Annotated in this window: 26 protein-coding genes and 1 tRNA gene; 4 read left to right on the forward strand and 23 right to left on the reverse strand. The window is 49.2% G+C overall.

Annotated features, from left to right (window positions below; all coding sequences use genetic code 11):
• Positions 1-14: 14 nt before the first annotated feature.
• The 5 genes from E6C60_RS20635 to rpsF form a co-directional block, all read right to left on the reverse strand.
• Complete coding sequence (locus E6C60_RS20635) at positions 15-1,775, reverse strand: ABC transporter substrate-binding protein (protein WP_138227525.1); 1,761 nt, start codon at positions 1,773-1,775, stop codon at positions 15-17.
• A gap of 594 nt (positions 1,776-2,369) precedes the next feature.
• Positions 2,370-3,050, reverse strand: coding sequence for an SOS response-associated peptidase (locus tag E6C60_RS20640; protein WP_138227526.1), 681 nt, complete (start codon positions 3,048-3,050; stop codon positions 2,370-2,372).
• A 476-nt stretch (positions 3,051-3,526) separates the two neighbouring features.
• A complete protein-coding gene (gene rpsR / locus E6C60_RS20645; protein WP_138227527.1) occupies positions 3,527-3,799 on the reverse strand; it encodes a 30S ribosomal protein S18 in 273 nt (90 codons plus the stop codon).
• A gap of 20 nt (positions 3,800-3,819) precedes the next feature.
• Entirely contained in the window at positions 3,820-4,308 is a 489-nt protein-coding gene (ssb, locus tag E6C60_RS20650) for a single-stranded DNA-binding protein (RefSeq protein WP_138227528.1), read from the reverse strand.
• 43 nt (positions 4,309-4,351) lie between these two features.
• On the reverse strand, positions 4,352-4,636 hold the full coding sequence (gene rpsF / locus E6C60_RS20655) for a 30S ribosomal protein S6 (protein ID WP_138227529.1): 285 nt from the start codon (positions 4,634-4,636) through the stop codon (positions 4,352-4,354).
• 280 nt (positions 4,637-4,916) lie between these two features.
• Between rpsF and E6C60_RS20660 the strand changes: the two genes are divergently transcribed.
• Positions 4,917-5,114 (forward strand): YjzC family protein, encoded by a 198-nt coding sequence (locus E6C60_RS20660; RefSeq protein ID WP_397333208.1) that lies wholly within the window; start codon positions 4,917-4,919, stop codon positions 5,112-5,114.
• A gap of 650 nt (positions 5,115-5,764) precedes the next feature.
• Here E6C60_RS20660 and E6C60_RS20665 read toward each other — a convergent pair.
• The 5 genes from E6C60_RS20665 to E6C60_RS20685 form a co-directional block, all read right to left on the reverse strand.
• Positions 5,765-6,988, reverse strand: coding sequence for an S-layer homology domain-containing protein (locus E6C60_RS20665; RefSeq protein ID WP_138227530.1), 1,224 nt, complete (start codon positions 6,986-6,988; stop codon positions 5,765-5,767).
• Positions 6,989-7,546: 558 nt separating this feature from the next.
• Positions 7,547-7,637: transfer RNA gene (locus tag E6C60_RS20670), tRNA-Ser, on the reverse strand.
• Between the two features lie 106 nt (positions 7,638-7,743).
• A complete protein-coding gene (locus E6C60_RS20675; protein WP_138227531.1) occupies positions 7,744-7,962 on the reverse strand; it encodes a DUF951 domain-containing protein in 219 nt (72 codons plus the stop codon).
• Between the two features lie 76 nt (positions 7,963-8,038).
• Positions 8,039-8,920, reverse strand: a complete 882-nt coding sequence (locus tag E6C60_RS20680; RefSeq protein WP_138227532.1) for a mechanosensitive ion channel family protein — start codon at positions 8,918-8,920, stop codon at positions 8,039-8,041.
• Between the two features lie 29 nt (positions 8,921-8,949).
• Positions 8,950-9,198, reverse strand: a complete 249-nt coding sequence (locus tag E6C60_RS20685) for a putative Se/S carrier protein (RefSeq protein ID WP_138227533.1) — start codon at positions 9,196-9,198, stop codon at positions 8,950-8,952.
• Between the two features lie 136 nt (positions 9,199-9,334).
• Here E6C60_RS20685 and yyaC point away from each other — a divergent pair, with 136 nt between their 5' ends.
• Complete coding sequence (gene yyaC / locus E6C60_RS20690; protein ID WP_138227534.1) at positions 9,335-9,940, forward strand: spore protease YyaC; 606 nt, start codon at positions 9,335-9,337, stop codon at positions 9,938-9,940.
• On the opposite strand, the gene E6C60_RS20695 is transcribed toward yyaC, so the two are convergent.
• The 13 genes from E6C60_RS20695 to rpmH form a co-directional block, all read right to left on the reverse strand.
• The gene (locus tag E6C60_RS20695) at positions 9,912-10,412 is read right to left on the reverse strand and encodes a DUF4446 family protein (RefSeq protein WP_138227535.1); all 501 of its coding nucleotides are present in this window, start codon (positions 10,410-10,412) and stop codon (positions 9,912-9,914) included. The genes yyaC and E6C60_RS20695 overlap by 29 nt on opposite strands.
• Before the next feature lie 35 nt (positions 10,413-10,447).
• Positions 10,448-11,596 carry an aminotransferase class V-fold PLP-dependent enzyme gene (locus tag E6C60_RS20700; protein WP_138227935.1) on the reverse strand — a complete coding sequence of 383 codons (1,149 nt, stop codon included), beginning with the start codon at positions 11,594-11,596 and terminating at the stop codon, positions 10,448-10,450.
• A 103-nt stretch (positions 11,597-11,699) separates the two neighbouring features.
• On the reverse strand, positions 11,700-12,545 hold the full coding sequence (locus E6C60_RS20705; RefSeq protein WP_138227536.1) for a ParB/RepB/Spo0J family partition protein: 846 nt from the start codon (positions 12,543-12,545) through the stop codon (positions 11,700-11,702).
• Positions 12,538-13,299 (reverse strand): ParA family protein, encoded by a 762-nt coding sequence (locus E6C60_RS20710; RefSeq protein WP_138227537.1) that lies wholly within the window; start codon positions 13,297-13,299, stop codon positions 12,538-12,540. Before E6C60_RS20710 ends, E6C60_RS20705 begins: the two co-directional genes overlap by 8 nt.
• Positions 13,300-13,437: a hypothetical protein gene (locus tag E6C60_RS21230; RefSeq protein WP_217496361.1), complete on the reverse strand. Its 138-nt coding sequence runs from the start codon at positions 13,435-13,437 to the stop codon at positions 13,300-13,302. It abuts the gene before it with no gap.
• Between the two features lie 109 nt (positions 13,438-13,546).
• A complete protein-coding gene (gene noc, locus E6C60_RS20715; RefSeq protein WP_138227538.1) occupies positions 13,547-14,365 on the reverse strand; it encodes a nucleoid occlusion protein in 819 nt (272 codons plus the stop codon).
• 465 nt (positions 14,366-14,830) lie between these two features.
• Positions 14,831-15,553: a 16S rRNA (guanine(527)-N(7))-methyltransferase RsmG gene (gene rsmG, locus E6C60_RS20720; RefSeq protein ID WP_138227936.1), complete on the reverse strand. Its 723-nt coding sequence runs from the start codon at positions 15,551-15,553 to the stop codon at positions 14,831-14,833.
• Positions 15,554-15,556: 3 nt separating this feature from the next.
• Positions 15,557-17,449: a tRNA uridine-5-carboxymethylaminomethyl(34) synthesis enzyme MnmG gene (gene mnmG / locus E6C60_RS20725; RefSeq protein WP_138227539.1), complete on the reverse strand. Its 1,893-nt coding sequence runs from the start codon at positions 17,447-17,449 to the stop codon at positions 15,557-15,559.
• Between the two features lie 118 nt (positions 17,450-17,567).
• Complete coding sequence (gene mnmE, locus E6C60_RS20730) at positions 17,568-18,944, reverse strand: tRNA uridine-5-carboxymethylaminomethyl(34) synthesis GTPase MnmE (RefSeq protein WP_138227540.1); 1,377 nt, start codon at positions 18,942-18,944, stop codon at positions 17,568-17,570.
• Positions 18,945-19,093: 149 nt separating this feature from the next.
• Entirely contained in the window at positions 19,094-19,867 is a 774-nt protein-coding gene (jag, locus tag E6C60_RS20735) for an RNA-binding cell elongation regulator Jag/EloR (RefSeq protein ID WP_138227541.1), read from the reverse strand.
• Positions 19,864-20,736, reverse strand: a complete 873-nt coding sequence (locus tag E6C60_RS20740; RefSeq protein ID WP_138227542.1) for a YidC/Oxa1 family membrane protein insertase — start codon at positions 20,734-20,736, stop codon at positions 19,864-19,866. Before E6C60_RS20740 ends, jag begins: the two co-directional genes overlap by 4 nt.
• A 74-nt stretch (positions 20,737-20,810) precedes the next feature.
• Entirely contained in the window at positions 20,811-21,161 is a 351-nt protein-coding gene (gene rnpA / locus E6C60_RS20745; RefSeq protein WP_138227543.1) for a ribonuclease P protein component, read from the reverse strand.
• 185 nt (positions 21,162-21,346) lie between these two features.
• Positions 21,347-21,481: a 50S ribosomal protein L34 gene (gene rpmH / locus E6C60_RS20750; RefSeq protein WP_138227544.1), complete on the reverse strand. Its 135-nt coding sequence runs from the start codon at positions 21,479-21,481 to the stop codon at positions 21,347-21,349.
• A 511-nt stretch (positions 21,482-21,992) separates the two neighbouring features.
• Between rpmH and E6C60_RS20755 the strand changes: the two genes are divergently transcribed.
• The gene (locus E6C60_RS20755; protein ID WP_138227937.1) at positions 21,993-22,667 is read left to right on the forward strand and encodes a GntR family transcriptional regulator; all 675 of its coding nucleotides are present in this window, start codon (positions 21,993-21,995) and stop codon (positions 22,665-22,667) included.
• Between the two features lie 140 nt (positions 22,668-22,807).
• Entirely contained in the window at positions 22,808-24,343 is a 1,536-nt protein-coding gene (gene gntK, locus E6C60_RS20760) for a gluconokinase (RefSeq protein ID WP_138227938.1), read from the forward strand.
• Positions 24,344-24,896 lie beyond the last annotated feature (553 nt).

Genomic DNA, 24,896 nt, shown 5'->3' on the forward strand with positions numbered 1-24,896 from the left:
CTTCCTAGATGTTATTATTCAAGTGTTGCTTGATACAGGCTGTAAGGGAAATCCTTATAGGCGGTAATGTCCAGACCGTTTACACGGCTATTGATCGCCCAGCCATCACGTCTTTGATACAGGAACAGGTTCGGAAGATCCTTGTTCATTTCTTGGTACATTTGCTTGTAGATCTCAGCGCGTGCTTCAGGACCGCCAAGCTCCATTTTACCTTTTTGCATCAGCTCATCCACTGTAGCATTGGAGTATCCAGTATCGTTCTGTGCACCATCTGTAATATAAACGGTGTTGTCCGGATCTGGAGTCAGTCCCCATGCTGCGAAGAACATTTCAAAGTTGCCTTGGTCTTTCTTGTCCATGATGGCATTGAAGTCCAGCGTTTCTGCTTTGATTTCGATGCCCAGGTCTTGATAGTTTGCAGTCATGATTGGAAGCAGTGCTTCTACAACCGGGTTGTCTGCTGTTGCAGAGAAGTCGATGGTGAATTTCTGTCCGTCTTTCTCCAGGACGCCGTCTGCACCTGCAGCCCAGCCTGCTTCTGCAAGCAATTCTTTCGCTTTTTCCGGATCGAAATCATAAGTTTCTACGTTCTCATCAGTGAAAGCCCAAGAGACGCTGGATTCCGGAATGTTCAGCGGGTTGGCATAAATGCCGTAGATGCTTTCAACGATCTCTGCACGGTTTAGACCGTACATCAGAGCTTGACGAACCTTTTGGTCTTGGAACTTCTCTACATTGTGGTTAAATGCTACATAGCCGTAACCGTTCGTAGGGAAGATGTTCAGATCCAGGAAGCCCATGGTCTTCACTTCTTCTACGTTATCTTCACTTACTGTGATCATGTCCATGTCGATTTCACCGGACTGCAGCATTGGAAGCATAGTTTCATCTGTTGTTGTTTTGTAAACCAGGTTCTTGATCTTCGGAGCGCCTTTGAAGTAGTTCTCGTTCGCTTCGAATACAACCTCTTGTCCTGGGGAGAACTTGGTCATAATGTAAGGACCGCTGCCCAGTGGCTTGTCATGCAGAGTTTTCAGGGAATCCATGTCGCCTTTTTTGAAGTCCTTGCCATAGTAGTGCTGAGGAATCAGGGCAACATCACCCAGGTAGTCACGAGTCAACGCTGTAGCTTCTTCTACAGTCACTTCTACAGTCAGATCGTCAATGACTTTAATACCGGAGATTTCAGTAGCATCTCCTTCTTTATATTCCTTGGAGCCCACAATTTTCATAGACATCATGTCGGACTCACCATCGTAAGCTGGATCAAGCATAATCTTCATTGCGAATACATAGTCGTTTACGGTCATTGGCGTGCCATCAGTGTACGTTACACCTGGCTTCAGCTTGAAGGTGTACTTCAGGCCGTCCTCGGACACGTCCACGCTCTCTGCCAGGCTCTCTGTGTAAGTACCGTCACCGGAAACTTCCAGGAAAGTGTCAAAGATGGTGTTTACAACGTACTTGTCATACGCCGTTTGCCAGAAGTAAGGGTTGAATACCCCTTTTGGAGAAGTCATACCGATGATCAGTGTATCTGTACGATCTGTAGCGGTAGTCGGGTTTGCAGAAGGATCTTCTGCTTCGAAATAACCATAGCTTTCTTCTTCGCCTTCGGAAGGTTCCTCTGTGTTTTCCCCTTCGTTGTTAGCAGGCGCCTCTTGCTGTGTTCCAGTGTCCCCTGACTCTTCAGCACTGTTGCCGCCGGAGCATGCAGCCAATACAGAAACAGCCATCAACAGCATTACCAGCAGCAGCGACATTCTTTTCTTCATGCTTAATCCTCCTTCAAAATAATGGTGCTTATCATTTCTCAGGATAATTTAGAAATTATCCATACATAATGACAAAGCGAAAGCTTGACGACGGTGAAATCATGACTCCCCTTACAGTTCAGAAAATATACCAATGGTCAATTAGTTGCAAAGACATTCACATATCTTCTATTCTGTAAAATTAATGTTATGATACGTGTAAAATTAGATGACGTCAATCACTTTTTTGAAATTTGATATAAAAAATGTTTCCCAGTGCGACTTTAAGACTCTTTCTATGAGCATAAATCTGGATGAAGATCCTCCGTGTTTTCAGAAACGGCAGCTTATTATCCGCAAATACATCTCCCTTTCATTTCAATTTGAGTTTTTTTGAACTTCTGTGTTAACTAATATAACATAAACTGGCTGGTAAATTGCATATTATTTTGACGATGTAAAGAAAGATTAAATGTTGCGTAAAATTCTGGTGTGGATTTTCATCGTTTACGCGGTAAAGGTTCTCTTTTGTATCTGTCGGTGTAACGTTTAATTCATTATTCTGAAAAAAGAGCCCCAATGCCGCTGGAGCTCCTCCTCATCTGAAGCTGAGTCCTACACCGATTTCACCCATGCTGCCTTTAGGTCCATCTCCTCAATGCACTGCTGATGGTCATGCAAATCATTGGCGATCAGTGGAGTTACCGGATACATGCTCATCGGTGCCTCGTACGTTCTGAGCTGGCGCTGCAGCCGCTGAATGCTGGCGTTCTCCGGCTGCAGCCAGGCCGCGATGCCTTCGCTTGACAGAATCGCCGGCATACGCGGCTCAAACTCGCGGATCGCCACATTCGCATCTGTCATCAGCATGGTGGAGGTGCGGGTCTCCTCGCCCTTCGCGTTTCTCCATACCTCGTACAAGCCGGCTACACCAAAGGGTTCGTGATTCTCAGTCACAACGCGCACCGCATATCTTCGCTTGCCTACCGTTCTCCAGTAGTACAGTCCGTTACAAGCGATGACGCAGCGGCGCTGCTCTACCGTCTTCTTGCTATAGGTGGGGTTGGCATAGACCGTCTGAAGGTCCGCATTAACCGCATCCTTCCCCCAATAGGGCACCAGCCCCCAGCGATACTCATCAAGCACCAGATTACCCAAGTGATCCAGCATCATCACCGGCATGCTCTGCATCGGGCTAATATTGTACCGGCTCTTGTAAGGGTAAATGACCCGTCTGATGTCAAAATGATTCTGAATCTCGTCCAGCGACGCGGACATGGAAAAGCGTCTGCACATGATGTTGTCCTCCTTTTTTTCCATAGCATTTGGATAAATGAGGAATTCTATGCATGTGCTGTGAATGTCCTTCCTGAGTGGACACTGATGATACAATGGAAGGTGTGGGTCAGAGACCATGTTTATGGGGTGAACCCCAGCATTCAGACTGAGGTTAGTTTGAGGGCATATATAATGAAGGAAAATTTTTGACGGTACTCCTATTTCATCTTTAGGAATCCCCATTCTTCCTTTAATGGAGCGGATCTTGGTCCTCGAATGTCTACTCATCTCTATACTTTGTTTACGGTCGCAAAGCATCTGCCAGGGATGCCATGAGTTGCCGCTATGTATAAGGTACTGCTCCAGCGTGACATGGCATGTCCGGTTGTCTACTTGGGATAGACAAGAGAGGAATGGAACCCGGATGGGCGTCTACAAAAAGAAATAAAAAACAGCCTGCCGCAATGGCAGACTGTTTCGTTCTACAGAGTCTATTACTCTGTAGTGTATGGAAGCAATGCGATTTGACGGGAGCGTTTAACCGCAATCGTCAGTGCACGCTGGTATTTCGCGCTAGTTCCAGTCACACGACGTGGCAAAATTTTGCCGCGCTCGCTGATGAACTTCTTGAGGAGATCGATATCTTTATAGTCAATGTGAGTGATCTTGTTCACAGTGAAGAAACATACTTTACGACGCTTGTTGCGGCCGCCACGGCGTGCCGGTCTTTTGTCGTTGTCTCCGCCTTCTCTTTGCTTGAAAGCCATGTGTAGTCAGTCCTTCCTTATTAAAATGGCAAATCATCATCCGAAATATCGATCGGTTTTCCTTCATCGGAAAAAGGATCCTGATTGTTGCGCGAGTAACCTCCACTGTTCCCCCGGTTTCCGCCGCTATTGCTGCTTCCTCCGTTGTACGTGGATTCCTCACGTTGTCCGCTGCCTCCGCCGCTGTCACGGTTCGATTCCAAGAAACGGACATTATCTGCAATAACTTCAGTCACGTATACACGCTTACCTTCGTTATTCTCGTAATTCCGTACTTGAATGCGTCCTTCTACAGCCGTCAGACGGCCTTTACGCAGATAGTTCGCACAGGTTTCCGCGAGCTGTCTCCAGGTTACTACCGGGATGAAATCCGCTTCGCGTTCCCCGCCTTGTCCAGTAAACGGACGGTCTACGGCAAGCGTAAACTGAGTGACCGCAACCCCTGCTGGTGTATAACGCAGCTCAGGATCCCGGGTTAGCCGGCCGATCAAAATGACACGGTTCAACAATCCAATCCCCTCCTTAGAACGAATTCAATTACAAACCCACGTCTTAGGCTACGTCGTTTGTGATGAGATAACGAATTACTTCGTCAGAAATTTTCATGATACGCTCAAGCTCGGTAACGACTGCAGGCTCTGCAGTAAAGTTAACCAGAACATAAACACCATCACGGAATTTCTTGATCTCATACGCAAGACGGCGCTTACCCATTACATCATGCTTCGTAATTTCTCCGCCGTTGGAGATGATGCCTTGGAATTTTTCGACTGCAGCTTGAACAGCTTCTTGCTCAATGTCAGGACGAATAATGTACATCACTTCGTATTTGCGCATAACTTTCACCTCCTTATGGACTTCGGCCCCCAATCCAGGTTGGGAGCAAGGAGCGAGCGTAAACTCGCACCATAATATAATACCAGAACGGATAATCGAAAAGCAAGGATAATTGCCATTTTAGCATGATTATTTCTGAAGCCTCTGCTCCTTCTTTCGATCATATTCCCTTTTTACATAAGATCTTTTCAGGGACTGCCTCTTCTTTCCTGCTATCAGGCTGCCCTTTCCGGGAAATCCTAAAGCGGTAATATTCATATCCTAAATTAGGAGGCGATGCATGATGGGTGAACGCAGCAAATTTCGTGGCGGTGACAAAGCGCCTAACAATGGTATCTATATTGAGGTCGGAGAGAATGACCATATCATGGGGATCCAGGACCCCCATCAGATCACGATGAAGGCAGGAGACACCTTCCCGGATGTATCCAATGAAGATCGGGTATGGAAAAACAAACGTCACGTCCAGCCCAAATAATTGCGCTGAGGCACGTATAATCTGCGTCAAACGGGTCACAATATAATCAGGCGGTGCAATGAGAGAGGTGTGGTTCCGTTGGATGATTCAGCCGAATTACGCATAGGATCCAGCTCTGCACTTAAAGCATGCGGAGGGAATTAGCTGAAAGCTTGACCACTGGACAAGTGAAATGCTCTTCACCGAAGTATCGCAGCATGTGTTAGTTCTGATTCGACAACATCACATGCACCGTCTAACCAGCAAGAGAGGCCTGAAAGGGCCTCTCTTTGTTATGCTTAATGTGACTACATGCAAAAACACCTGTGCACTAACGTTGTGCGTCCCATGGAGTTGCAAGATAGTTTGAAAGATCAACACTATATGGTATTACTTGTTCATTCGCATGTAACGGATCATTTCGATTTCCCGCATTTGAAACTGTTACCGACCCTCCACTGTCCAATTGTACCAGTATGTTCCAGGGTTCGCCGAAACAGGCACAGAACGAACCTTAGCAGTGATAGTTTGAGACTTTGGCGGGACGGATCGGCCACCTGGACATCGCTGTCTACTCCTAAAACACATGAGCAAAGATTCTCAGCGACGATAACATGTTTAAGGAACCACGGTCTCTACTATTTTTCATTGTCAATTCACCCACTTACCTCTTATTCATAAATTGCAACGGTATCTTGATTATCATTCGTGATGAAATAACCCCTACCTGGCATTAGGAATGCTGTCGTCCAGAGCGAATTCTCCACGTTCTTCTTAAAATACGATAGTGCACTTTGAGGGAAGGTTTTAATTCCCACCGAGTTTACGTAATCTGTATCAGTAATTCTATTGAAAGAAATCAGTCTCGATGTAAGTCCTTGACTATAGATGTTACCGACAGGTTTGTCGATTAATGAGGTCATATCAAGGTTCGCATAGGTGATAAATTTCCCTTTTTGATGACTTTCAACTTTAGGGTAGAATAATGTGGAATATACACCTTTAAGATCATCAGTCTTTGCATCTACAGCGATTATGTTTTTTATCTTTAATCGTGCTGAGTTATTGGCAAGAGTAATTTGAGTATTCCGGATATCAGAAAAGCTTCCTTCGGTATAGTGATACCCGGTGAGGGAGATAAGATTGGTGCCAGTTGTCCCAACCTCTCTCAGTTCATTTAGTTCAGGGTAAGCAGATGCACTTTTTCCTTCTACGTCCATATAACGGAGAAGGATTGCAGATACCTCCGCCCTGGTTGTGGTATTTTGCGGTTTCAAAGTTCCGTCTTCAAATCCACCTACGATTCCCGTGCCACGGACCAACGCAAGGTACGGAACCTTGTCAGCACTAATCTCCCTGCGAATGGCCTCTGGTGTAGGAAGCAACGTGTTTTTCGTGTCTTGAAAAGCCTGTTTAAATGAGTCATTGGAATTCATAAGCCCATTAGAAATCCATTTCATCATTTCGTAGCGAGTCAACTTTGTGTTCGGATTAAATCCGTTTGGATAATCACTTGGGTTAATAAAACCTTGCGCGACAAGTTGATTGACGGCAAATCCGGCCCAATGATCCTTCAGGTCAGCGAACGGTTCGCTATTTGTTACCGTAGGTAACTTCGTAGTACGACTGAGGATGGCTGCAAACTCTGCACGAGTGATTTGGCCATTCGGCTTAAACGAACCATCCTTATACCCAGAAATCAACTCCAGATCATATGCCTTGGCGATAATACTTTCAGCCCAATGACCCTTCACATCTTTAAACTTCGCAGTAACGGCAGTAATAATGTCCTTTGCGGTATCCACTACCCCTGCTTCCACTTTAGGTGGTGCTGACGTATAACTACCCGTTAATAGCGTGATCGCTGCTAATGCCGAGAGCAAAACCTTTTTCATCTTTCATCTTCTCCTCAACTAAAATTTAGTTTGATTAGGTCTAAGGACCGCTGTTCTTCTATTTTCATTTTATTTGTAAAAACTAGGGCCGCGTATTTACCTATACTTTTTTATCGGATTATGTGGACGTTTCCAATATCCATGGGAAACTGCCTTTGTGCCTTGGCCTATAGGGTCGTCAGTTACTCCAAAGTTAAGGTACATATCATTAAAGAATGCTCTGCGGCCTTTTCTTTGTTCACTCGAACATTCTTGGAGTGGTCCATATTCTGAATATAGCCGCGTATCGTACGCTCCTTTATTACGAAGTCGACCGCCTCTGCAAGCATATATGACGGAGGACCAACGTTAATTATTGGATTGCGCATATTTACCGTCTTACGTCCGTTTTTTTGTCTATAACGCAAAAATACCCCCTACGCGATAATCACGTAGAGAGTATTCCGGAATTATTAAGGCGTGCTTCGCAATCAGCTAGCGCCTTATCGTATGTAAATCGATCAGCTTACGCCTCACATACCGTACTGTAAGCTGTATAACAGCGGGCTGTAACATAAGTGGCGGAAAGGGTGGGATTCGAACCCACGCACGCCTTGCGACGCCTAACTGATTTCGAGTCAGCCCCCTTGGACCTCTTGGGTACCTTTCCACAGCAAGATTTATTGTATCATGGAATGCTTAGCTTGTCAAAGGGTTGGTTGGTGGATCGGCCACCTTGGCGGCGGCGCCAGCACGGCGCCGCCGATCCCGCTAACCTACAGCGTTCCCTCGTCAGCAGGCTGTTCCTTAGAGCGCAGCACCTTTTTCATATTTTTCTCAAACTTCAGTCTTGGCACCATTACACTATGCTGACACTTTGTACATTTGATGCGGATATCCATCCCCATCCGTATAACTTCCATCTCATTATTGCCGCAGGGATGCGGCTTCTTCATTTGTACGATATCTCCCAGCTGGAACACCTTCCGCTCCATCTCCAGATCCCCCTTTTTCTTAAACCCCTTCACTTGCTGTTATCTTTAAAACGCACTATGCCACGCCCTGTCCGTCTTAACCCTCCATCGACTTTAGCTCTCTCACTTCAATCGCTTCCTTGATGGCCTGCAGCATAGCCCGCTCCACTTCTTCCTTACCATTAGGCCGGCACTCCGCTGCAATCCGAACGACATATTCAGCTGTCGTAAGAGATTGAACACCCAGCACCTCAGGCTGACTTCTGATCGCCTCCACCTGCTCTTCAAGACCTGTGAGTGCCAGTTTAATTAAAGCCAGTGTATCCTGCACACTTTTCTCATTCTTGACCGGCAGATCCACTACCGCGAGGGAGTTGGACAAGGAGTAGTTCGTCAGGCTTGTAATCAACCCATTCGGGATCATATAGGTTTCTCCGCCTAAGCCCTTAATCCGTGTTGTACGAAGACCAATCATTTCTACAGTGCCCCGGAACTCTCCGCTCTTGATCACATCGCCGACCGCAAACTGATCTTCAAAAATAATAAAGAATCCCGTAATCACATCTTTAACCAGGCTTTGCGCCCCGAAGCCGATTGCAAGTCCCAGCACTCCCGCACCGGCAAGCAGCGGCCCCAGATCGAAGTTAAACTCTGACAAAATCAGCAGAATCATTACAAAGTTGCACACGACGGACGTGACATTCCGCAGCAGCTCTCCCACGGTGACAAAGCGCCTTGGATTCACACTAATCCGACTCTTCTGCTGATTCTCCAGAAACCGCTGAATCAGCCGGTTGATGACCCCGATAATAAGACGCGTAAGAAGGATAATGACCAGAATCCGTATGGCTCCAAAAGCAATGGCCAGCCATAAATCCGGATCACTCATTTTGTTCCAGAATCGCTCGCCTATACTGAGAGCCTCATCCACCGTTTTCTCTGCTTTCTGCTGAATGGTCAACATTGAAGACTGCACCATTGGCTATCTACCCCTCTGACTTTGAAGTCTTAGATGCTTGAATAGCCTCCATTAGAAAGAGGCTTGAAGATTCCCCTGATCTCAACCTGTTCAGAAACGATGATGGACTGCACTTCCTCCAGCTCCGTCTCCGGAAACTGGATCGAGAGCGCACAGCCCGCTGTTATTTCTTTGGGCGTTGGAAATATGTCCATATCAATGTCCTTATACTCCAGCAGCATTTCTGTACGCAGCGCCTGCTGTGTAGAATCAAACGCAATAATTAATAATCCTTCCATCCTGCATCCCTTCTCTATCCTAATATACCCCTCTATTGAATATTGCAATCTTTCTTTTTTTACCCCTATACCAAGTATAAAAACAAGCCGCCATCCATATACTGATACTACCATTTGCAGACGAAAGGAAGATTCCATGAAACGTCCCGTAAACAGCCCGTCCCTTCCGACTACACCCAGCTTGAAATTATCACATAGCGACCCTGAAATCCACCCTGCTCTGATTCATCGTCTGCTCTATCATTTATCAGCCGGGGTGGGCTGCCGTCCCCTGGTGGTTGTATGTATCGGAACGGATCGCTCGACAGGGGACTGTCTCGGACCGCTCGTCGGCACCGCCCTGGCCCGCTATCACAGCAGCATGTTTCATCTGTATGGAACCTTGGATGATCCTGTGCATGCCATGAACCTGCAGGATACACTGAGCATGATCTACAGTACGTACGATAACCCCTATATTATCGGTGTAGACGCATGTTTAGGCCAAACTGCAAGTGTCGGTTCCATCCAGATCAGCGATGGTCCCCTGAAGCCGGGAGCCGGCGTAAATAAAGAATTGCCGCCGGTTGGCGATATCCATATTACAGGTATCGTGAACGTCGGCGGCTTTATGGAGTATTTTGTTCTGCAAAATACAAGATTGAGTCTCGTTATGCGTTTATCCGATATTATCGCGAGCTGCTTGTTCTGTGCAATGAAAGACTGGCATCGCTCTAATCTTCTTGCAGCGCAAGACGGATAGCCTCTTTCTCCTCCGGGGAAAGAGTATGTGACGACTCGCTGTTCTTGACCGGCTTGGCATATACAAAGGAATTGTCCCGATTATATAACCCTGTCAGCACCAAACCGTCTCCCTTCTTGCTCAGCAGCGCAAGGGAGAAGCTCAGATCGTTCCCGCGTTCACCGAACGCATTGTAACGAACAATACCGGTTCGGGTCTTGATCCCGAGCAGCGCAGTCCCAACGCTTGCCAAGTGTTCACGATGCTGCCCCTGCTCTTCCTCGACAGCATCCAATTGAATCTTGAGATTGAGGAGCAGTGACTCCAGGTCCTCTACGCCGCTGCCGGACATCATGGCATTATATTTTTTAGACATGCGGCGTATTTTTAAGCCTTGTACCAACACGATGATCCATAGCAGCAGGATGACTAGAACGGCTCCCGCTGCGACCCAGTGAAGCTGTTCAAGAATCCATTCATTCCATTCAGACATGCTTGTTCATTCCTTCTCCCATCAAAATCTGCGGTCTATGCCAAAATTTCTTTCACAGCCTGGATTAACGTCTGGACATCCTGCCTGCTCGTCCCCATGCCTACACTTGCCCGCACTGCCCCGCTGCGCTCCGTTCCGGCTGCCTGATGTCCCAGCGGGGTGCAATGCAGCCCGGATCTGACGGCAATCTCATATTCCCGATCTAATCGAAAGGCCAGCATCGCCGGGTCCATTCTTTCCGTCACAAAGGATACAATGCCTGTCCGTGGCTTGCCTGCGCCCGGTCCCAGCAGCTCTACGCCCGGGATCGAGCCCAGCCCCTCCAGCATAAGCTGTGACAGCTCCCACTCGTGCCGGTAGACCTTCTCGATCGTCCACGCCCGCACCTGCTCTATACCCGCCTGTAGGCCGGCAAAGCCAGCAGTATTCGGGGTCCCTGCCTCGTAACGGTCAGGCCTAACATCGGGCTGCTCTGGGGCCTCTGACTGCCCTCCTGTGCCTCCATGCCATTGAGGCTCTAGCTCGATCTCCGGAGAGAGATACAGCCCGCCGGTTCCTTGCGGTCCCATTAGTCCTTTATGCCCGGGGAAAGCCAGCATCCCGATGTTCATTTGCTTCACATCAATGTCCAGCATGCCAGCACTTTGAGCGGCATCCACCAGCAGCACAGCCCCATGCTTCTCAGCCAAGGCACCCATCTCCGCAACCGGAAGAATGGAACCCAGCAGATTGGAGCTGTGGCTGCAGACGACCAGTGAGGTGTTACTGCGGAAGGCTCGCTCTAGAGCCGATAATTCCAGTTCACCCTCTGGACTGAGCGTAACATAGTCCACTTCAACACCTGCCGTACGCTTTAAATACTCCAGCGGCCGCCGCACCGAATTATGCTCCACCATTGTAGCAATGACATGATCTCCCGGCTTCACATATCCCTTTATAGCCAGGTTTAGCGCAGAGGTTGTGTTGGAGGTCAGGATGATGTCATTGGGATTGTTCACTGCAAACAGGCTTGCCAGACTCTGGCGGGTCCCAAACAGCACGCGTGAGGCTTGAACGGCCATTTTATGACTGCCCCGCCCTGGATTTGCTCCAGCCTCATCCATCGCTTTCTTCATCGCTTGGATTACCGCCGGTGGCTTCGGCCATGAGGTCGCTGCATGATCTAGATAAATCACGAAGCCCATCCACCTCCTCTTCATTCCAGAGAAAAAGACATCTCGGCTCCTCTGCATTTCAGGAACACCGACATGCCTTTCTCCATCCAGATGTGATATTCCGCTTTCGTTGTTAATTTCCTAACAGCTCCAGCAATCGTTCCAGATCCTGTTTGCTGTAATAGTTAATTTCGATTTTGCCCTTGTCCTTGTTGTGCTTAATCTTCACCGTTGTCTTAAAATGCTCCCTCAGGTTCTCTTCCATATGATCGATGAAGGGGTCCCGCTTCTTGGTCTTGAGCGCCTTTTCCTTCTCGGAAGCTTTACGGTCTACATTCTGAACCGCTTCCTCCAGCTCTCTGACGCTCCACTCCTGCTGTACACATTGCTTTGCCAATTGATTCACTAGCGCGGGCTCCTTCAAGCCGACAATAGCGCGAGCATGTCCCATAGACAGTGTTCCACGTGAAACATATTCCTTCACTTCATCGGGCAGAGATAGCAGCCTTAGAAAGTTAGCGATGTGAGAGCGAGATTTACCCACCTTAAGGGACAGCTCCTCTTGCGTTAAGGAGAACTGCTCCATCAATCCCTGATACGCTACCGCCACCTCCATTGCATTCAGGTTCTCCCGTTGAAGATTCTCAATCAGAGCAATCTCCATAACCTGCTGATCACTGAAGGCTCGAACTACAGCTGGAATCGTTGCTTTACCACAATACTGGGAAGCTCTGAAGCGGCGTTCACCGGCAATGATCTCATAGCCCTTCAAGACACTGCGGACTATGATCGGCTGAATGACACCGTGCTGACGAATGGATTCAGCGAGCTCCTGGATTGCCTCATCATTAAACGTTTTTCTGGGCTGGTAAGGATTAGCCCGAAGCTGACTGAGCGGGATCTCAACAACCTTGTCATCCTCGTTAATCGACAAGGAAGGAATCAGCGCATCCAGCCCTTTTCCCAAACGTTTACTCATAAGAAACCACTTCCTTTGCCAATTCCAGGTATACCTCCGCCCCTTTAGAGCGGGGATCATACGTAATAATCGACTGACCGTGCGACGGGGCTTCACTCAAACGAATATTGCGCGGAATAATGGTCCGGTACACTTTTTCCTGAAAATATTTCTTCACTTCCTCGATGACCTGAATGCCTAGATTCGTTCGTGCATCCAGCATCGTCAACAGAACACCTTCAATTTGCAGCGACGTATTTAAATGCTTCTGGACAAGCCGAACCGTGTTCAGCAGCTGGCTTAATCCTTCTAGCGCGTAATATTCACATTGAATCGGAATGATGACGGAATCGGCTGCAGTCAAGGAGTTAATCGTCAGGATCCCCAGCGAGGGTGGACAATCGATCAGAATATAATCGTACATCGGCTTCACCAGAGATAGAGCCTTCTTGAGGCGAACCTCTCTGGATATCGTCGGAACCAGCTCAATTTCCGCTCCTGCCAGCTGAATGGTCGCCGGTATAATATGTAGTCCCTCTATGTTCGTCGGCTTGATCGCATCCTTCGGATGCACATCATTAATAATGATATCGTAAATGCAGTTCTCCACATCCGCTTTATTAATCCCGACACCGCTTGTCGTATTGCCCTGGGGATCAATGTCCACCAGCAGCACCCGCTTGCCGATGGAAGCCAGCCCTGCACCCAGATTTACAGAGGTCGTCGTTTTACCGACTCCTCCCTTTTGGTTTGCTATCGCAATTGTTTTTGACACTTACTTCACCTCAATGTAGGAAGACTCTTCAAATGGGCTGCAGGAGGCCTGATGATCTCCAAATTCCTGCCTTGCTGTCTTAATCCATGCTGTCCTCGCCCGTTCCAGGAGCATGACCGCCAAGCCGTCATACGTCACCGCCGGGCTTGGGTCAGATTCTCACCCCGCCCGTACGGCCTGCCTTCCCAGGGACACACCATTCATGGCTTCTCAAGCTTTTGAATTCGTTATAATGGCCATTTGCATCTTATCTCTTAGGAATTTGAATCACGATCTCGTAATGATCTTCATGATCATTCTCTGTCGTCTTGATCGACATGCCTGAACCGGACACCATATCAATGGACTGACGGATTGTATTCAATGCCAATCGAACGTCCTTGCTAAAGGAAATACGCTTTGATTTCTTCGCCTTCGTCATTTCCTTGTATAAAGCAATCCGGGCCTCCGTCTGCTTCACGTTCAGTTCCTTGCTAATAATCTCCGCCAGCACCTTGAGCTGAGTTTCCTCTTGATCCAGAGACAGCAGTGCACGGGCATGACGCTCCGTAATCTTGCGCTCCATCAATGCATTCTTCACGTCTTCAGGCAGCTGAAGGAGACGGATCTTGTTCGCAATTGTGGACTGGCTCTTGCCCAGACGCTGTGCCAGACTTTCCTGAGTTAACTGATGCAGATCAATCAGCTTCTGATAAGCAACCGCTTCCTCAATCGAGGTCAACCCCTCTCGCTGCAGGTTCTCAATCAAGGCAATCGAGGCGGCCTGAGAGTCATTGAAATCCCGGATAATCGCCGGTATAGTTTCCAGACCCAGCTTCTTCACCGCCCGCCAGCGACGCTCACCAGCAATAATCTCATAGACCCCATTGCGCATGCGCACAACAATCGGCTGAATTACGCCGTGAGTCCGGATCGTCTGAAGCAGCTCATCAATCTTCTCATCATCAAAAATGGTTCTCGGCTGATATGGACTGCTGACCACATCGTTGACTGGTATCTGCTTAATTTCATCCCCCGGAGACCGATCCGCCGTTAAACCAAATAACTTCGAAAATTGTTCTTTCATCCCGTATATAACCACCTAATTTCATGATTGCATGGACAGCTGCCACGCTGCGAAGCGTGTCTGCTCCGGTTGCTTCCTGCGCGGCCTGCCTTGCCTGATATTACTCATGGTTCCACTTGTTGTATGAAATGGTTCAACGATCTATCCTATTAGCTGCGCGACACAGTACAAATTGATCATGAAGCTGTGAATGTCTCAATTGTCACTCTTTAGAACGATCAGCCTCTTCAAGCTCAAAGTCATCTATTCTAATGCACAGAGACATATTCCGCTTTCAATCTACCACTCTATTCTATCACTAATTGTACGATAATCCTATTCTAGAGTCTCCCCTTTTTTTCCTTCATTTCTGTGACAATGCCATCTATTCCATTCACTTAACGGCACTCCCTCTCTTCCTGACGACCATAAATCAGCAATAAAAAAAGAGAATGTTTCACGTGAAACATTCTCTAATGGGTGCTCCTATAGCAGCGGCGACTTCACTGCCATACCCGGCTTTCGCGGATATTTAGCAGGTGTTGCGGCCGTTTTATCAATAATGACAATGTGGCGGGCAGATTCTTCAACCGGCAAGGTGAAGGAGTGCACCTTCTTCAGCTTCCCTCTAAGCTCTTTTAAGCTTCGGGAAGCCTCCTTGATTTCTTCTGCAGGATCACTGCCCTTCATAGCGGCAAACTGACCGCCAACTCTCGTGAAGGGGAGACAGAATTCGTTGAGAAGGGTCATGCGGGCAACGGCTCGTGCAGTCACCAGATCAAACCCATCGCGGTAAGGCAGCTTCCGAGCAACCTCCTCTGCCCTGCCGTGAATAAGCTCTACCTGCTGCAGACCGAGCTGCTCGCTCACATGCTTCAGAAACTGAATACGCTTGTTGAGCGAATCCACAATCGTCAGCTTGATATGAGGAAAAGCAATTTTGAGTGGAATGCCGGGAAATCCTGCTCCTGAGCCAATATCCGCAAGTGTAGATATCGACTTCACATCCAGATGAAAGGCCAGGCTCAGCGAGTCATAAAAATGCTTCGTGTACACCTGATCCCGTTCTGTAATGCCCGTCAAATTCATCTTCTGATTCCACTCCACCAAAATCCGGTAGTAGCTCTCAAACTGCTCCAGCTGAGCAGCGCTGACTTCAATCCCTTGCTCCTTCAATAGAGAACTGAAATGGTCCTGAATGTCATCCATCATTTAAGCTGTTCCTTTCGCAGCCGTTACCCGGTTATAGTGCTCCAGGTACACCAGCAGAATGGAGATATCTGCCGGGGTAACCCCACTGATCCGCGAGGCCTGGCCGATGGAGATCGGACGAATTTTGTTCAGCTTCTGTCTTGCTTCCATCGCGAGACCATGAATGTCCTCATACTCAATATTTTCCGGAATCTTCTTCTGCTCCATCTTTTGCAGGCGCTCCACATGACCTAGCTGCTTCTCAATATAACCAGCATACTTGATCTGGATTTCTACCTGCTCCTTCATCTCCTCATCCAGTTCTGCCTCCGAGGGGGACAGCTTCTCGACCAGTCCATAGGTTACTTCTGGACGGCGCAAAATGGTGAGTAGCGTGCTTCCATCCTGGATTGGGGCTGAGCCCACAGACTCCAGCAAGACATTTATTTCCGATGGCTTCACTTTTGCTGCCTTCAGACGCTCGATCTCCTGCTCGACCAGCTCTTTCTTGCGCAGGAAGGCCGCATAGCGGTCTTCGGACACAAGCCCGATCTCATGACCAATTTCCGTCAGACGCAAATCGGCATTGTCATGGCGAAGCAGCAGACGGTATTCTGCCCGTGAGGTCAGCAGGCGGTACGGCTCGTTCGTCCCCTTCGTAACCAGGTCATCAATCAGAACACCGATGTAGCCCTGGGAACGACTCAATACGACCGCTTCCTTACCCTGTACCTTGCGTGCAGCGTTAATGCCTGCCATAATCCCCTGCCCTGCTGCTTCCTCATAGCCGGAGGTGCCATTGATCTGTCCTGCAGTAAACAGACCCGGCAGGCGCTTCGTTTCCAGCGATGGCCACAGCTGAGTCGGCACCATCGCATCGTATTCAATCGCATAGCCATTACGCATCATTTCCACTTTTTCCATCCCCGGGATGGAGCGGAGCACCGCTAACTGCACATCCTCGGGCAGACTCGTAGACAGGCCCTGAACATAGTACTCCTTCGTATTCTTACCTTCAGGCTCCAGGAAAATCTGATGCTTTGGCTTATCGGCAAAACGGACAATTTTATCCTCAATCGATGGACAGTAACGCGGACCCGTGCCCTCAATAACACCGGAGAACATCGGGGCGCGATGCAGGTTATCATTAATAATCTGATGCGTATCCAGTGACGTGTAGGTCAGCCAGCAAGGCAGCTGCTCATTGTCCGAGCCCTTTGTCTCATAAGAGAAGAACTTGGGTGTATCATCCCCCGGTTGGATTTCTGTCTTGGAGAAATCAATCGTATCCTTGTGGACTCGCGGCGGCGTCCCCGTCTTAAAGCGCACCAGGTCAAATCCAAGCTCCCGCAAATGCTCTGCCAGCTTGACCGATGGCTGCTGGTTGTTAGGGCCGCTTTCATACATCAGCTCGCCCATAATGACCTTGCCGCGCAAATAAGTGCCTGTCGTCAGCACGACCGACTTCGCCCGATACTCCGTGCCGGTCTGAGTCACGATGCCGACACACTCCCCATTCTCGACAAGAAGACGGTCCACCATGCCCTGGCGAAGCGTGAGCTTCTCTTCCTTCTCCATCGTCTCTTTCATCGTATGCTGATAAGAGAACTTATCCGCTTGAGCACGCAGCGCATGCACAGCCGGACCTTTACCCGTATTCAGCATCCGCATTTGAATAAAGGTCTTGTCAATATTGCGGCCCATCTCACCGCCTAGAGCGTCGATTTCACGCACCACATGACCTTTCGCCGGTCCGCCAATCGATGGATTACATGGCATAAATGCAACCATATCCAGATTGATCGTTACCATCAACGTATTCACACCCATGCGGGCAGAAGCAAGTGCAGCTTCGACACCGGCATGGCCTGCACCAACGACGATCACGTCATAAGTGCCACCTGCATAACTCATGGTATATCCTCCTCATATTGTTGTACTGACTCACGAAACTCAGATCAATCTATATATAAGGCTGTCATTCTCAGCCCCTAAGTCATGTCATATATCCCAAAATCATGTGGGTTTACAATCATTTTCCCAAACAGAATTGGGAGAAAATCTGGTCGATCAAGGAATCGCCAACCGCTTCACCCAGGATCTCGCCCAGCTGCTCCCAGGCCATTCTTACATCAATCTGGATCATATCAATCGGAATCATCTGATCAGCCGCGTCATAGGCTTCCTGAAGCGATCTTCTCGCCTTCTTCAACAGCGCAATATGACGGACATTGCTGACATAGGTCAAATCGCCGCCTTCAATCTTCCCGCTGAAAAAGAGTCCGGAAATGGCCTCCTCCAGGGAATCAATACCTTCCTCCGCCTTCACCGACATCGGCACAATCAGCTCATCGGCATAATATCGCCGCACAATATCCAGATCCAGCTGCTGAGGTAAGTCCATTTTATTCAATATCACAATGCATTGTCTACCGCGTATTTGTTCCATCAATGCCAATTCATCTTCGTGCAGCGGCTCACTGGCATTGAGGACGAGCAGAATGAGATCCGCTTCGTTCACAGCATGTCTGGAGCGCTCGACGCCGATCTTCTCCACCACATCCATCGTTTCACGGATTCCGGCTGTATCCAGCAGCTTCAGCGGAATATTGTTAATCGTCACAAACTCCTCAATAACATCGCGCGTAGTGCCCGGTATATCCGTTACGATCGCTTTATTATCCTGGGCGAGTGTGTTCAGCAGAGAGGATTTACCGACGTTGGGGCGTCCCACAATCGCTGTGGTGATGCCTTCGCGCAGGATTTTTCCCTCTTGCGCCGTCTTGAGCAATCTGTCAATCTCATTCATGACGATCTCGCTCTTCTCTTTGATGAACACGGAGGTCAAGGACTCCACATCATGCTCCGGGTAATCAATATTGACTTCAATATGGGCGAGCGTCTCCACCAGCGTATATCGGAGGTCCTGAATCCGGCGGGACAAACTGCCCTCCACCTGTTTGAGCGCCACGGAAAAAGCACGGTCCGACTTCGAACGAATCAGATCGATGACCGCCTCCGCCTGCGACAGATCAATGCGTCCGTTCAGGAACGCCCGCTTCGTAAATTCTCCCGGCTCGGCCAGCCGCACCTCGCGCTGGAGCAGCAGATCCATAACCCGTTTAACGGCGATAACGCCGCCATGAGCGCTGATCTCTACCACATCCTCAGTCGTAAACGACCGGGGAGCACGCATCACAGTAACCAGCACCTCTTCAAGCTTCTCTCCAAGCTCCGGCTCTACAATATGACCGTAGTGAACTGTGTGAGATTCCGCTAAAGACAGCGGGGTTTTGCTCTTAAAAATGTGTTCCACTTCCTGTATAGCCTCAGGTCCGCTGACCCGAATTATAGCAATGCCGCCTTCACCGACTGCCGTCGATATCGCCGCAATTGTATCACTGAGCATGCTGTAAAGCCCCCTGTTCTCTATATCATCATCGGCTAATTCGCCGTTATCCTGTCATCTTAAAGCTCTTTGTTCAGCCTGCCTTTGTGTCTTCTTAAAAAAACAATGACCCCTTCACTGGTCAAGGAGTCATTGCGATGGAATCTTCTTTACGATCGCCGGCTGCTAATAACAACACGGCGGTTCGGCTCATCACCCTTGCTGTACGTCTTCACAGCAGCGTGATTCTGCAGTCGTGCATGAATGATCTTGCGCTCTGAAGCCGGCATCGGCTCCAGCGCCACTTCCTTCTTCGTACTGACTGCCTGCTTCGCGAGCCGGTCCGCCAGTCCCTCCAGCGTCTTCTGCCGGCGGGCCCTGAAATTCTCGGCATCCAGTACGATTCGCAGGTAGCGGTCAGCGTAGCGGTTGGCTACAATGTTCGCGAGATACTGCAGCGCGTCCAGCGTCTGGCCGCGACGGCCGATCAGCATGCCGAGATCATCCCCGGAAATGTTCAGGGTCGTTTGATCATGGCCGTGCTCCACGTGCACCGTAATACTCAGCCCCATCGCCTTTCCGGTCTCTATGAGAAAGCTTACTGCCTCCTCAAAGGGATCGTTATCCTTTGCCGCTTCCGGGGATACTGCCGGCGCGCGGTCTGCAGCTGCCTCTGTTTCAGAAGCATCCGGGACTTCCACAGCTGTTGCTGCTTCATCCTGGGTAGAAGCATATGCCTTATTGGGATCAAGTGAGTCGCCGCGGGCAGGTTCAGCCTGAAGGGTAAGCTCTACCTTCGCTTCCCGGCTGAACCATCCCAGGAATCCTTTGGACGGCTGACTTAAAATTTGAACCGATACCTGATCCCGGCTGGCAGACAGCCGGGCAAGTCCTTGGTTGACAGCATCCTCAACGGTTTTTCCTGTTGCGACGAGTTTATTCATCTTGATTTCTTGGCTCCTTTTTTCCCCTTTTTCCCGTTCCGTGGCCCTTTGCTCTTGTTCTGAACGGAGGAAGTTGTGGCCGCCGCTACATTCGCGGTAAGTACAGTCTTGTCATTGTTGCGGTATAAGAAATAGTTCTGCACGATCGTATACAGATTGCTGTAGAACCAGTACAACGGCAGTGCCGCCGGGAACTGGAACGACATCACGAAGATCAGAATCGGATATACGAACAGCATGAACTGCATCACACCCATCTGAGGAGACGGGTTCATCTTCATCATCATCTTGGTTTGCAGGTACGTTGTTGCAGCAGCGAGCACCGGCAAAATAAACAGCTTGTCCGGATCACCGAGCTGCATCCACAGGAATTCATGGGAGCGAAGCGGTCCGTTAAAGTAGATGGATTGATATAACGCGATAAAGATCGGCATCTGTACGATCAGCGGCAGACAGCCTGCCATCGGATTTACCTTGTTCTCCTGGAACAGCTTCATCGTTTCCATTTGAACCTTCTCCGGCTGATCCTTGTACTTCTCGCGAATCTTCATCAGCTCCGGCTGAATAGCCTGCATGGCCTTGGAGCTGCGAACCTGCTTCAGCGTTAACGGCAGGATCAAGGTGCGGACAATCAACACCATGACAAGGACGGATAAACCGTATTCCCCGTTAAACCAATCGGCAAAGGTGTCGAGACCTAGAGTAAAGTAATACACGACATTGCTCTGCCAGAAGCCCCCATTCTTCAGGTCGTCAATACTGCGCATCTGGTCTTCACCAGGAGCACACCCCGACAGCACCGTCATGGACAGCACCAGCAAAGCGGTGAGGAGGATCCATTTCCCTCGTCTTGTCTTTGTTAGCGACACTTCATAACCCCTCTCTTAACCATTCCATTCCAACGTAAATCATACCATATTTATATGCACAAATAAACACAACCTCACCGCTTCCTAGCCTTTAACAGTGACGATTTGCGCAACACATGCAGTACACTTTTCTCCAGCTCCTGATAGGTTTTGCCGAGGGCTCCCTTACGGACAATGAAGATCAGATCGATCTGCTCTATAATTTCATCCTGATGATGGCGCACAATTTCTTTGACCAGCCGCCTCATCCGGTTGCGGACAACCGCGTTGCCCACCTTTTTGCTGACCGAGACCCCCGCGCGAAACTGCTCAACCTCTTTTTTGCGGGACCAATACACCACAAACTGATGGTTGGCAAAAGATTTACCATGACGATAAACGCGGCTGAAATCGGCCCGGTTCCGTAAACGCAGCTTCTTTTCCATCCGTCTCTCCCGGTCTGCCGGCTCGTAATGAAGGAAATGTAATATTCCCTGCCTCCGGCAAGTTTCTACTATATAAAATAGTATCGGCACCGCAGCAGCTTTATAAACGGTCCTTCCTCTTTTATAAGACTGCTGCCATGCTCTCAAGAAAAAAAGACCACCGCAGTGGTCTTCAGGGCCCAGCATTAAGCGCTCAGTACTTTTCTGCCTTTCTGACGGCGGTTAGCCAGTACTTTACGTCCATTCTTGGAGCTCATTCTTTTACGGAAGCCGTGAACTTTGCTGCGCTTGCTTACATTCGGTTTAAAAGTCTGTTTCATGATGGTTGCACCCCCTTACAGGAATCTGATCTTGTCATATTCAAGCATAAACGGTCTTCATTCAAGAGATCGTCGCAATTGAAAACATTCCATACATCTCACAGAAAACGCCTTTATATATTTAATCATACTAAATCACTGAAGTCAATGCCCAAAGTAAGCTCGTATCTCTCCCGCTCCAAAAAAGTTTTCCACAGCTTCAGCCCCCCTTCCGGCAATGTTTAGAATTATCCCCATGTGGATAATTATTTTTTCGGAATTGGATGCTATGTCCGGGCTGCGTAGCTGGTTCAAGCCAGCAGCCTGATCCCTTCTACAAGCTATAGACCAGGGTCGTCATTTAAAGTTGGCAGTCTAGGTAAGGTATCACTCGTTCTATATGACCGAACGTGTAAAGTCTGATATACGGCGACAGTGATGACTTGATCCTGGCTGCGGCGCCCTTGTGCAAGGTGTGGTAAAATAGGGTATCCCTATTTTTAAAAAGAGGAATGGATGGAAGCTCATGAATGTGCAATACCCAGTAAGCTGGCTGCAGGGCGCTTCGCTTGGGGAGAGAATTTCCTGCGAGCTCCGGCTGCAAATCATTAAAGGCGTGCTTTCTCCGGGAGACGTGTTGTCAGAGAACCGGATTGCGGGTCATTTCGGAACGAGCCGTTCTCCTGTGCGGGAAGCGTTCAGAACGCTGTCGGCGGAAGGCCTGATCACGCTGAAGCGAATGGGCGCGGTGGTACAGGGTATGAGTCAAAAGGATGTTGAGGAGCTTTATGATGTCAGGTACCTGATCGAGAGCTTTGTGCAGAGCCGGATGCTGATGAACGGTCACACCGTATGGATGGATCAGCTTCAGCACATCTTAGACCGGATGGAGCTAGCCGCCAGGCACCGCGATCCCGTGGAATTTTCCTTTCAGGATTTAGCATTTCATGAGATGGTGGTTCTAGAGGCGAAGCATCAGCGGATGCTGCATTTATGGAAAAGCATTCGGCCCATCATTATGACGGTGATGCTCATTACAACCGAGCGGATTTTTCAGGAAGGCGGCACCCGGCTTGAAGCCGTGCTGCACAAGCACCGGCTTTTACTGGACTCACTGAAATCCCGCGATGAGGTCCGGCTGCAGGCTGCGGTGAAGGAATATTTTGAAGATTCACGCCGTACCCTCCATCAAAGCTTTCCCGGCTAGGTCGCAACAGGCGTTCCCTCATGCAGAATGCTGTTCATCAGTCTCTACACTGCTTTTCAGGTTGTCGACAAGTATACATATCACTAAACTCTACTAAACATTCAGTAAAGGAAGGTAATGAAGCTGTGAAATCACAATATATGATCGGCGTAGACATCGGAACGACCAGCACGAAAGCGGTACTGTTTAAGGACAATGGTGATTTTGTCGCCAAGGCCGGTGAAGAATATCCCCTGCTCACACCGACTCCTTCAATTGCTGAACAGGAGCCGGAGCAGATTTTTCAGGCGGTTATTGCTTCCGTGAAGGACGTCATGCTGCAGGGCGGCATTGATGCTTCAGAGGTTATGTTCGTCAGCTTCAGCTCCGCTATGCACAGTGTAATCGCGATGGACAAGGATGGGAAAGCGTTAACCCGTTGTATTACCTGGGCGGACAACCGCAGCTCGGACTGGGCGAGTCGCCTGAAGAAGGAGATGAACGGCCATGAGCTGTATCTCCGAACCGGCACACCCATTCATCCCATGTCTCCCATCACCAAGCTGATGTGGCTGAGCCAGGATGAGAAAGAAATTTTTGAGCGGACGGAGAAATTTATTTCGATTAAGGAATATATTTTTTACAAGCTGTTTGGAAAATATGTCGTCGATCACTCTATTGCATCCGCTACGGGGATGATGAATCTTTATTCATTACGCTGGGATCAGGAAGCGCTGCGCATTGCTGGCATTCAGGAGTCACAGCTCTCAGAGCTCGTACCGACGACACATGTCATGCAGGGACTGAATGCCGGCTATGCCGCAGCCATGCTGCTCTCCCCCTCTACCCCTTTTGTGGTGGGAGCGAGCGATGGTGTGCTGTCCAATCTGGGCGTCGATGCGATCAAGCCTGGCGTCGTAGCCGCCACGATCGGCACAAGCGGGGCAATTCGTACCGTGGTGGATCAGCCGATGACCGATCCCAAGGGGCGTATTTTCTGCTATGCGCTCACCGAAAACAAATGGGTGATCGGCGGACCGGTGAACAATGGCGGAATGATCTTCCGCTGGGTGCGTGATCAGCTGGCTGCTTCGGAGATCGAAACGGCCAAACGGATGGGCATCAGCGCCTATGATGTTCTGACCAAAATCGCGGAGCGGGTGCCGCCAGGCAGCAATGGACTGCTGTTTCACCCCTTCCTCACCGGAGAACGGGCCCCGTTGTGGGATCCTAACGCCCGCGGTTCCTTTTTCGGCCTGACGCTGAATCATCAGAAGGAGCATATGATCCGCTCCGTATTAGAGGGCGTCATCTTCAATATGTACACCGTCCTGCTAGCCATGGAGGAACAGGTCGGCCGCCCGTCCATCATTCATGCCACCGGCGGCTTTGCCCGCTCCCCCATCTGGAGGCAGATGATGGCCGATATTTTCGATCAGCAGGTGATCGTGCCGGAAAGCTATGAAAGCTCCTGTCTCGGAGCGGTGGTGCTGGGCCTGTACGCCACCGGCCGCAGCAGCAGCCTCGACATCGTAAGCCAGATGGTTGGCGGCACCTTTGAGCATCGGCCGGTAGAAGAGAACGCCGCTGTCTATAAGAAGCTGCTTCCGATTTTCATCCGTATTTCACGCAAGCTGGAAGAGGATTATGAGGCCATTGCGGAGTTTCAGCGCAGCCAGGAGCAAGCCGGCTTCTAATATTTCAAGACTCCCCTGCTATTCATCCAAAAGCGGCGGCCGCACTTCGGTGCGGCCGCCGCTTTTTTTTGCTCCCGTCACAAACACTTCTTTCAACCCATGATCCTCAGTTACCCACAGGCACACACACGACTCCATTCATCCACAGGACGACATGATCCCCATTTCCTCCCCGTTGTTCCGGACAAGCTGTGTACAAATTTTATCGCTCTTCCTCAAAAGATGTCGAAAGCTGAACAGCTTATAAACAATATATAGTGGTGTGAATAATAATTATGCACAACGTCTTGAATTTGTGGATAAATTCCTTCCATGCATTGAAAACAGGGCGCTCTTTTGCTATGATGATATTACTTTTGGATGTGAATATGTGAATGTACCCATCATATTATTAACAGGCTGTGGATAAAGTTGTGAACAATTTCAATTTATCCATCTTTTTTTGTTTTTATAAAGGTCTAGCTCTGGGGATAAATCTACATCATTCATTTTCTTTCGACAATTGTACTATGGCGCCTGGCGCCGGATTTGGAGATTTAAAGGAGTGACGGTT

Source organism: Paenibacillus algicola (assembly GCF_005577435.1).
Classification (GTDB): Bacteria; Bacillota; Bacilli; order Paenibacillales; family Paenibacillaceae; genus Paenibacillus_AQ; species Paenibacillus_AQ algicola.

Bases quoted from the DNA above. Each gene is read 5' to 3' on its own strand.
- E6C60_RS20635 (WP_138227525.1), bottom strand. From the start codon at position 1,775: ATGAAGAAAAGAATGTCGCTGCTGCTGGTAATGCTGTTGATGGCTGTT.
- E6C60_RS20640 (WP_138227526.1), bottom strand. From the start codon at position 3,050: ATGTGCAGACGCTTTTCCATGTCCGCGTCGCTGGACGAGATTCAGAAT.
- rpsR (WP_138227527.1), bottom strand. From the start codon at position 3,799: ATGGCTTTCAAGCAAAGAGAAGGCGGAGACAACGACAAAAGACCGGCA.
- rpsF (WP_138227529.1), bottom strand. From the start codon at position 4,636: ATGCGCAAATACGAAGTGATGTACATTATTCGTCCTGACATTGAGCAA.
- E6C60_RS20660 (WP_397333208.1), top strand. From the start codon at position 4,917: ATGATGGGTGAACGCAGCAAATTTCGTGGCGGTGACAAAGCGCCTAAC.
- E6C60_RS20665 (WP_138227530.1), bottom strand. From the start codon at position 6,988: ATGAAAAAGGTTTTGCTCTCGGCATTAGCAGCGATCACGCTATTAACG.
- E6C60_RS20675 (WP_138227531.1), bottom strand. From the start codon at position 7,962: ATGGAGCGGAAGGTGTTCCAGCTGGGAGATATCGTACAAATGAAGAAG.
- E6C60_RS20680 (WP_138227532.1), bottom strand. From the start codon at position 8,920: ATGGTGCAGTCTTCAATGTTGACCATTCAGCAGAAAGCAGAGAAAACG.
- E6C60_RS20685 (WP_138227533.1), bottom strand. From the start codon at position 9,198: ATGGAAGGATTATTAATTATTGCGTTTGATTCTACACAGCAGGCGCTG.
- yyaC (WP_138227534.1), top strand. From the start codon at position 9,335: ATGAAACGTCCCGTAAACAGCCCGTCCCTTCCGACTACACCCAGCTTG.
- E6C60_RS20695 (WP_138227535.1), bottom strand. From the start codon at position 10,412: ATGTCTGAATGGAATGAATGGATTCTTGAACAGCTTCACTGGGTCGCA.
- E6C60_RS20700 (WP_138227935.1), bottom strand. From the start codon at position 11,596: ATGGGCTTCGTGATTTATCTAGATCATGCAGCGACCTCATGGCCGAAG.
- E6C60_RS20705 (WP_138227536.1), bottom strand. From the start codon at position 12,545: ATGAGTAAACGTTTGGGAAAAGGGCTGGATGCGCTGATTCCTTCCTTG.
- noc (WP_138227538.1), bottom strand. From the start codon at position 14,365: ATGAAAGAACAATTTTCGAAGTTATTTGGTTTAACGGCGGATCGGTCT.
- rsmG (WP_138227936.1), bottom strand. From the start codon at position 15,553: ATGGATGACATTCAGGACCATTTCAGTTCTCTATTGAAGGAGCAAGGG.
- mnmG (WP_138227539.1), bottom strand. From the start codon at position 17,449: ATGAGTTATGCAGGTGGCACTTATGACGTGATCGTCGTTGGTGCAGGC.
- mnmE (WP_138227540.1), bottom strand. From the start codon at position 18,944: ATGCTCAGTGATACAATTGCGGCGATATCGACGGCAGTCGGTGAAGGC.
- jag (WP_138227541.1), bottom strand. From the start codon at position 19,867: ATGAATAAACTCGTCGCAACAGGAAAAACCGTTGAGGATGCTGTCAAC.
- rnpA (WP_138227543.1), bottom strand. From the start codon at position 21,161: ATGGAAAAGAAGCTGCGTTTACGGAACCGGGCCGATTTCAGCCGCGTT.
- rpmH (WP_138227544.1), bottom strand. From the start codon at position 21,481: ATGAAACAGACTTTTAAACCGAATGTAAGCAAGCGCAGCAAAGTTCAC.
- gntK (WP_138227938.1), top strand. From the start codon at position 22,808: ATGATCGGCGTAGACATCGGAACGACCAGCACGAAAGCGGTACTGTTT.